The organism is Flavobacterium muglaense, assembly GCF_014305155.1.
GTDB lineage: Bacteria > Bacteroidota > Bacteroidia > Flavobacteriales > Flavobacteriaceae > Flavobacterium > Flavobacterium muglaense.
In genome coordinates, this window is the sequence record NZ_JACRUK010000011.1 from 86,102 (window position 1) to 93,711 (window position 7,610).

Annotated in this window: 5 protein-coding genes; all 5 read right to left on the bottom strand. The window is 25.9% G+C overall.

The window, feature by feature from the left end; genetic code table 11:
* Positions 1 to 114: 114 nt before the first annotated feature.
* Positions 115 to 1,503: an ATP-binding protein gene (locus H8R24_RS06915; RefSeq protein ID WP_187017828.1), complete on the bottom strand. Its 1,389-nt coding sequence runs from the start codon at positions 1,501 to 1,503 to the stop codon at positions 115 to 117.
* A gap of 33 nt (positions 1,504 to 1,536) precedes the next feature.
* Entirely contained in the window at positions 1,537 to 3,552 is a 2,016-nt protein-coding gene (locus H8R24_RS06920; protein WP_187017829.1) for an ATP-binding protein, read from the bottom strand.
* A 202-nt stretch (positions 3,553 to 3,754) separates the two neighbouring features.
* Positions 3,755 to 4,804 (bottom strand): hypothetical protein, encoded by a 1,050-nt coding sequence (locus tag H8R24_RS06925; RefSeq protein WP_187017830.1) that lies wholly within the window; start codon positions 4,802 to 4,804, stop codon positions 3,755 to 3,757.
* Positions 4,797 to 7,049, bottom strand: a complete 2,253-nt coding sequence (locus H8R24_RS06930; RefSeq protein WP_187017831.1) for an AAA family ATPase — start codon at positions 7,047 to 7,049, stop codon at positions 4,797 to 4,799. Before H8R24_RS06930 ends, H8R24_RS06925 begins: the two co-directional genes overlap by 8 nt.
* A complete protein-coding gene (locus tag H8R24_RS06935; protein ID WP_222617375.1) occupies positions 7,046 to 7,501 on the bottom strand; it encodes a hypothetical protein in 456 nt (151 codons plus the stop codon). Before H8R24_RS06935 ends, H8R24_RS06930 begins: the two co-directional genes overlap by 4 nt.
* Between the last annotated feature and the right edge of the window lie 109 nt (positions 7,502 to 7,610).

Genomic DNA, 7,610 nt, shown 5'->3' on the forward strand with positions numbered 1-7,610 from the left:
GATTTAGTAATACTTTGACTAAATGAGGATTTTGTACAGATGAATGAGATAATGGGTTTCTTCTATTAGATTAACTATTACAGCATCATTAATAACATCTATTTATTCACCCAGTTATTCACCCACTTTTGGATTGATATAATGTATTATCCAAACACCTCCTTTTGTACCTTCTCTTTCTAATAAACCTTCTTTCTTAAGATCATCTATATTATTATCTAATGCAGTAGCACTAAAATCAACTAGTTGTTGTAATGTAGCTTTTTTAATTTTATTATTATTATGAATTGCAGTGAGGATTACTATTTGTTTTTCGGATAAATTATTCACCCACTTATTCACCCACATTTCGAAATCAAAAGGACGTCGGAAAATGACTGTAAACATTCCATCTGTATTAAATTCGGGTGGTGTTAATCCTTCTTCTTCCATCAAATCACGCATTCTGCTTATGCCAGAACCTATTTGTTCTACTAAACGCATTCTTTCAAATAATCCGAAAATTAAAGGATTTCGGCTTGAACTTTTTTTACCAAATTCATTTTTAGTAATAGAACTTACTAATCCGCCAGGATTTGTAATCTCAACACGATCATTGAATAATTCGATTGTAATTCTTCCGCCTTTGTCGAAATAATCTCTGTGAGCTAGTGAATTTATAATGGCTTCTTTAAAAACAGTTTCGGGAATTTCCCAAAGTTCTTTTCTTGCTTTACCACCTTCACTTTCGATATCATATCGAACATTCAGTTTGGATTTAAGCCAAAGCATACTTTGTTGGTACTGTTGAAAAAGTGTGCCTCCCATTATTTTATCATCAATAATGTATCTTTTGTATAAACCATCGAAAGCTACACAACGAATAACTGCTTTTTCAAAAAAGCGTTCCGGTTCTTTTGCAAAAAATAAAACGGTTCCGTTTTTAAAAAAACCATCATTACTGATTAATTTCAAATTACTAAAAACTTGCTCGTCTGAAGTTTTATTTACTAATCCCGCTTCAAAACGGAATGTGTCAATGTTTTCTTTTGGTATGTCTGTGGTGAAGTCAACTTCTTTGCAAGAAGCTTCATCAAAATAGATTTTTTCAGCTTGCTGAAAAAAGTTTCTCATTTCTTCAACAGTAGTCAGTTTTTGTGAATTTGGACCTTGACGGACATAAATTGCACCTGATAAAACATACGGTTTATTTTGTCCTGACGGCACTTCAATGACAGCTACATTTTTGCCTTCAACATCAGCAATATAGAATTCACATTGTAATGCTGGCGAAATTTCTCCGATAGAGTTTTGTATTGCTGAACGTTTGGCATTATCAATATTTACTCCTTGAATAACATTTTTGTCATCTACACCAATTAACACAACTCCTCCAGAAGCATTTGCAAAAGCGCACACTTCTTCTGTAACTCCTTTTAGATTAGTAGGTAGGTTTACTTTGAATTCGGCATTATAGCCTTCTCCAGAGTTTACTATTGATTTTATTTCGGTTGGGTTGAGCATTTTTGAGTATTCTAAATTAGTTGTAAAAAGGAGTTAATTTAATTGGCCATTTATTGCGATTTTTGTTAACTCATCAGATGCGTCTTTGTTTAACAGAATGCCTTTTTGCTCCAAACCATCAATTACAAATTCTTTAAAATCTAATTTATTAATTAAATGTTTGTGTTTTATTTCAAATAATTTAAACAAATCATCCCAAGTCATTGCATATATTTCGTAATTTCTTATAGATTGAACTAAAAATTTTTTCCCTTTTATTTTTTGATTTTCATATAAATCTGTAATATAACTGTCAACTTTTTTACCTACTAAAATAAACTTCCAATTTCTGTATGAGCTATTAAAGCGCTCTTCCTCAATAATAATTCTCAGGTATCTTTCTACTTGTTGAAATTGTTCATTACCAATAATGACACTAGGTCTTTTTAATTCAACAATTATATTCTCTTCAATAGTTAAGTCATTGCTGTTTGGATCTGGAACATCAGATTTTCTACATATAAATATATCAGGTCTTTTTAGTTTTTCTTTAGTTTCAATTTTTTCAGGGGTTGTGTTTTTAATTTCTAAATGAATGAAGTAGTTATTCAAAAGAATCTCAAAGTTTTTATCAGCTGAAACTAAATGATATTGCTCACCAAAAAGCCAATAATTATCTTCAATTACTTTTTGAATATGGTCTCTTTCGTTTGTGAATTTTTCTAAATCATAGATTAATGTTTTTAAAATTTGAACAATATTAAATCTATTCTCTAAAAATTTAATCAAAGTTGTAATATGTGAAAGTTTAGTTTTCTTTAAAGTTTTTGAGAGTTCATTTCTTTCATCATCTGTTAGATTAACTACATTATCAATAATGTCAAGCACGCTTTCTCTTTGTTCTGTATCCAATAACAAATTTAAAAAACCTACTATTGTTTTACTTTGAGCAATTTTTAATCCTTGAAAAATTTTTGGCTGAACACTATACAATTCTTTAATAACAGTTTCTAAATCTGTTTTTCTAAATTGTTCATACGGATTATTCTTAAATTCAGGGAATACTTTGTTTTTATTAAATTTATCAATCAGTTCGTTCGCTTTTTCATCTCTAATGAATGCCTTTTCTTTTTCTGCAACAAATTCATTTAATAATTCTACTAAAACTTTAAATGTACTATCTGATTGATTTTTTCCAGAGAATTCAAATACAGGTTGGTCATTTTTTGTGATTTTGAAATCATCAAAATAAATTGATTCAATGTATACTGAATGATGAAAATCAACAGCTTTATTGTTAAAAGAAGTGTGCTTTTTATAGGTTTCTTTTTTACTGCTATTTAAAAAGTAGTAATAATATTTATCTCCAATTTTTTCATTCCATCTAATGTAACTAACCTTAAAAGTTAAGTTACCAATTATTAAATCCTTATTTTCAGTTTCTGCTATAATTGAAAAATAATCTAATGGAATTCCATTGATATTAATTTTATAGTTCTTTTCCAGATTTAGGTATAAAAACCAACCAAATTCACTAGATAGATATTTTTCAAATTCATCATTTTCCAATAAATCACCAGTCAATGAATAAAAGCTTTGAAAAGTTACATTAGTTCCAGTTGCTTTCTTTTTTGAAACAATTGTATCTAAAGTTGAAAAATCCTGAATATCTGATTTATTGATTTCGATATTATAATTAAGAAACTCTCCCTTATTCGAAAGAAATGTAGTATTCCAAGTTGCTTTATTACAAAAAGTTGAAAACGAATATCTTCCTTTGCCTTTCTTACCTTTTATAAAACCTGTTTCTGAAAATGAGTTTGCTTTGATTGAAACCATAAAATTTCCAAAAGTTTCGGAAATGTTTTCAATATTAATTCCTGAACCATTATCTGAAATAGAAAAATTATTGATAAATCCAATTTCATTTGCCTCATAATTTATGTTTATTATTGAAGCATCTGCATCAAAACCATTCCAAATATATTCAGCTATTGCTTTTTTGTAGTCTGATGGTAATCCACTACCTTCTATACTCTTCGAAGTAAGCTTTGTTGTATGCTTTTTCATAAAATCATCGTGTAAATAAAAAAGTATAAAAATATAAATAATTCAGTATATATTCTCTGGTACGAAATATTAAGTTTGAGTTATTTTCTTTTATACTAAATTCCTTTTCTAATGCAGTTAAATTTATCATCGTCCATAAAAACAATTCAATGAATTGATTGGTAGTTAAGGTATTAACTTTTTTCTCTTTGATTACTTGAGTTTATAAAAAGTGTAAAATTTCTTTTCTTAATTCCTCACTTGATATTCCTCTTTTTTTTGATAGTTCTTTAATTTGAGAATCTGGATATTTGATTTTTTTCTCGATTAATTGTAAAATTAGGTCTTTATGAAAAGTGTATCTTCCATTTATTTTAAATATTGATAGAAATTGTTTGATATGAGTTTCATTTGATAAGATTAATTTTTCAATTACAAAATCAGAATTTGTTTTGATTTTTTCAAATTCTCGTGTGTAAAATACCTTAAATTTAAAATCATTTGTAAATGAATATTGATTTGAAGTTGGACTAATTTTTTTTAAATCTTCATCTATTTTAAACTCTTTAGCTTTTTTAAATTTTGAATTACAAGTATAACAAGATGGAACAAAGTTATACAAACATAAAGAATAGAATTTATGAGTTTTTTGAGGAATGACGTGATCTAAAGTAAAATGATTATGTCCGTTTTTGAAATTAAATTTTTTTATTTCATCACGAATTTCTTTTGTTAATCCAATTTCATCTATGTTAGAGAATGTTAAAGTCTTACGTTTATCAATTACAGCATTTGCTCTTTTTTCTCCTATCCCTTTTATGATTTGTAAATCATAAATATCTACTCTATTTATAAAATCAATAAAATCGAAATAATCATTTAAATCCGTAAAAGCGTTAATATATTCTATCCCGCAGTAATGACAAGTTTTAAATTTAAAATGATTTTTTTGCATAAAGAATTCGGCAATTTTTGGCTGATTACTTTTGTAGTCAAAAAGTGCTTCAAATTTGTTTTTAATTATTTTTTTTGATTTAACTGTTTTTGAAACATTCAGTTTTTTAGAATATATTTCAATATCTGGATTTAAATCAATTAAATCTTCAAAATCAAGAGTAACAAGCTTCTGAAAATTTAGAGGTTTGCCTTTATACTTTATTTTTTTTAAATGCTTATTAATTTCATCCGTTTTAGATTTGTCTAAACAATCATAATAGGCTTGTTTAAATGAAATTAATTCATTTGGATCTTGAGGGTAATTTATCTTATTCATAATTTTCGTTTATAGATAAATACTCTTCTATATATCCTATGTGATTTTCAAGAAGACCTCTAATAATTTCTTCTCCAATGCTATTCATTATGAAGTTAAACTCGTCTTTAATTATTAAATATTCTTTACGTAAAGTAATTATTTCTTTATCATTTGAGTTTCGGACTAAATAATAAAATTCAACTATTTTTTCTATTTTTTTTATTGCAAATTCACCAATTGTTGATTCCATAAAAAAACTATGGGTTAATTGCTCGTGAATATTTGCTCCAAAAGTTTTTTCTGGATATTCGAGTACTAATTTATTTCCATTTTCAAGCTTTAATATGTTATTTGTTGGAATGTCGGAAAGTATAAATGGAGAATGCGTTAAAAATTGAATGTTAATTGATTCTATTCCTCCTTCTTTACCCAAATATATTTTTTCTAAAGATTTTAGAAGCTCATTAATAAATTTTCTTTGATATTCAGGATGAAAGTAAAGTTCAATTTCATCAAATACAATATTAATTGATTTATATGAAACTCTTTTTACTATACTATAATTTACAGATTGTAAGTTGTTTAAATGATAAATAACTGACTGTATTGCGTGAATCATTTGTTGTTCTCCAGAGCTTAAATCATTAAAAGTTGATGTTGTATTATCTATACTCTTGGAATCTTTCAATATAAATTCAATATCAAAAATTGATGGTGGAATGTGATTGATTATTTCAAAGAAATCTGGATTTTCCATCCAATCTGATAATTCATTTAAAGTAAAATCAACAAATTCATTATCTTCAAGAATTAATTCTTCAAATTTTTTGAAATTCGTATTATTGTTATGAATTAAAAAATTTAGTGCTTGTTTTAATTTTGTAGTGATATGGCTTGAATCATCTACTAGTTTTTGTAAAAAAACATCATTTTTGTTATTTGGGAAAAGTACTGGGTTTTGATAACCTTCATAAAAACCTTCATAGGTTAAGGATATTTTACTGATTTTTTGAATTATATAATTACTTATCAAGTCAATAAACTTATTTTTTGAGGTTCTTAATTGTATCAACTCGTGTGTTGGAAAAAAAACATCATATAAATCCATTAAAAGATTTAATTCTTTACTGCTACCACTAATAATTTCGCCTTTATCATCTACATATTTATTCTTAACTTTTTTTGAATTAATTTTAAACCTAACTTTATCAATATATTGATTGTCTGTTATAAAAATTTTATCATCCTTTTTACTGTGTATCGCTTCAATTAGTATGTTTGATAATAACCTGTATTTTGCAAATTTAATTTCTTTGTTAATATCATAATTCCCTTCAGTTCGCATTGGATTAATTACAATTGGAGTTTTGTATCCATCATTTTTGTGAAACAAATTTGTAATCCAATCTCCTAAAAACAAGGAATTCAAACCATAATGAGAATAGTTTATCGAGATTGTATAAAAAAAATAGTCAGAAAAATTAAAAGGTTTGTCTAAAAGATCATCTATTACTAAACTTCTGGAAATTGCTAAATCTTTATTTATTAGTTCAACTTTTGAAAGTCCTTTCTTTATAGATAATTTAAAAAATAAACTATCTATTTCATAATATAATTCTACTGCTAATTGCGTTTTAATTAATTCAATATTGTTTAAATCATTTTTTACCTCATTTAAGTTTTTTGTTTTTTTTCTATCTAAATCTTTAAGGATATTTTCACGCTCAATATAAAGAACAAACTGCTTTTTTAGCTCTTCAAAATATTTCTCATCATTTGTTTGGTAATTTTTAAATTTTGATAACATTTGAAATGTTCTCAATTTTTCTGTTGAAACAATTTCATTCTGAGTCTTTTTGTCTTCTTTTTCCTTTTTTAAAATGATTTTTTTTCTTTCATTTATACTGTTAACGTTTGGATAGAGTATATTTTCATTGATAGAAAACAAGTAAATAGAGGCATAAAATAGTTCCATTAAGCTACTTTTTCCACTACCATTTTTACCTACAACTGCTGAAATATTGATGTTTAAATTATGACCATCTGCACTTTCTATATTGTAGAAGTCTTTTGGAACTGATGATGCAAAATTTATATCTGAAACATCATCATTTATGCCAACCTCTTTATTTTTCTTATTTAAAAATTTATAATCATTATAAAACTGATATATTTCTCCCTTATTTAAATTTTTCAAGAATCTTTCATTACAATCAGAAAGCGGTCTAATTGCTATTAACTTAAAATTATTTTCATTATTCATAATTTATTTTTTTCAAAAGAATAATCCTTTAAAGCTTCATCAATAAAAACTCTTAATTGATTTTTCAAAATTTCTATATCTTCTTCTTTGTAATGATTTTTAATATTAGGATGGAACAAAATTTTTAATCCTTTGTAAAACCTAAAAATTCTATCCACAACCACTTTAGTTTCTGTGAATTCTGTTTTTGTTATTTCTATTTGTGGAATTAATAATTTGTCTCTAAAATCTACATAAAATCCCCGATTCTTTTTATCATCGAATTCAGTTAGCTTTTTTACTCTTTCTACCGAATTTAGTAATGGTTTGCTTGCCAAAGCAATCTCTAATAGTCCATTTAATAGTCCATTCCAAAAGTCACTTTTTGTTCTTAGTAAATTAACAGGTTTATTAGATTCTTTTTTATCAAAACTTTCCAGAACACCAATTGACAATTCAATTAATTGTACCATTTGATGTCTAATTCTATGATCTTTAAAAAACCTTTAGAGGTGTAAAGTTATGTACTTATTTTAATTATTTGTAATCCAATGTGTTTATGCTTCATCATCTTAATAATTA

What these genes read in the sequence shown, in the direction of transcription:
- H8R24_RS06915 (WP_187017828.1), bottom strand. Translation starts at nt 1,503, where the DNA reads ATGCTCAACCCAACCGAAATAAAATCAATAGTAAACTCTGGAGAAGGC.
- H8R24_RS06920 (WP_187017829.1), bottom strand. Translation starts at nt 3,552, where the DNA reads ATGAAAAAGCATACAACAAAGCTTACTTCGAAGAGTATAGAAGGTAGT.
- H8R24_RS06925 (WP_187017830.1), bottom strand. Translation starts at nt 4,804, where the DNA reads ATGAATAAGATAAATTACCCTCAAGATCCAAATGAATTAATTTCATTT.
- H8R24_RS06930 (WP_187017831.1), bottom strand. Translation starts at nt 7,049, where the DNA reads ATGAATAATGAAAATAATTTTAAGTTAATAGCAATTAGACCGCTTTCT.
- H8R24_RS06935 (WP_222617375.1), bottom strand. Translation starts at nt 7,501, where the DNA reads ATGGTACAATTAATTGAATTGTCAATTGGTGTTCTGGAAAGTTTTGAT.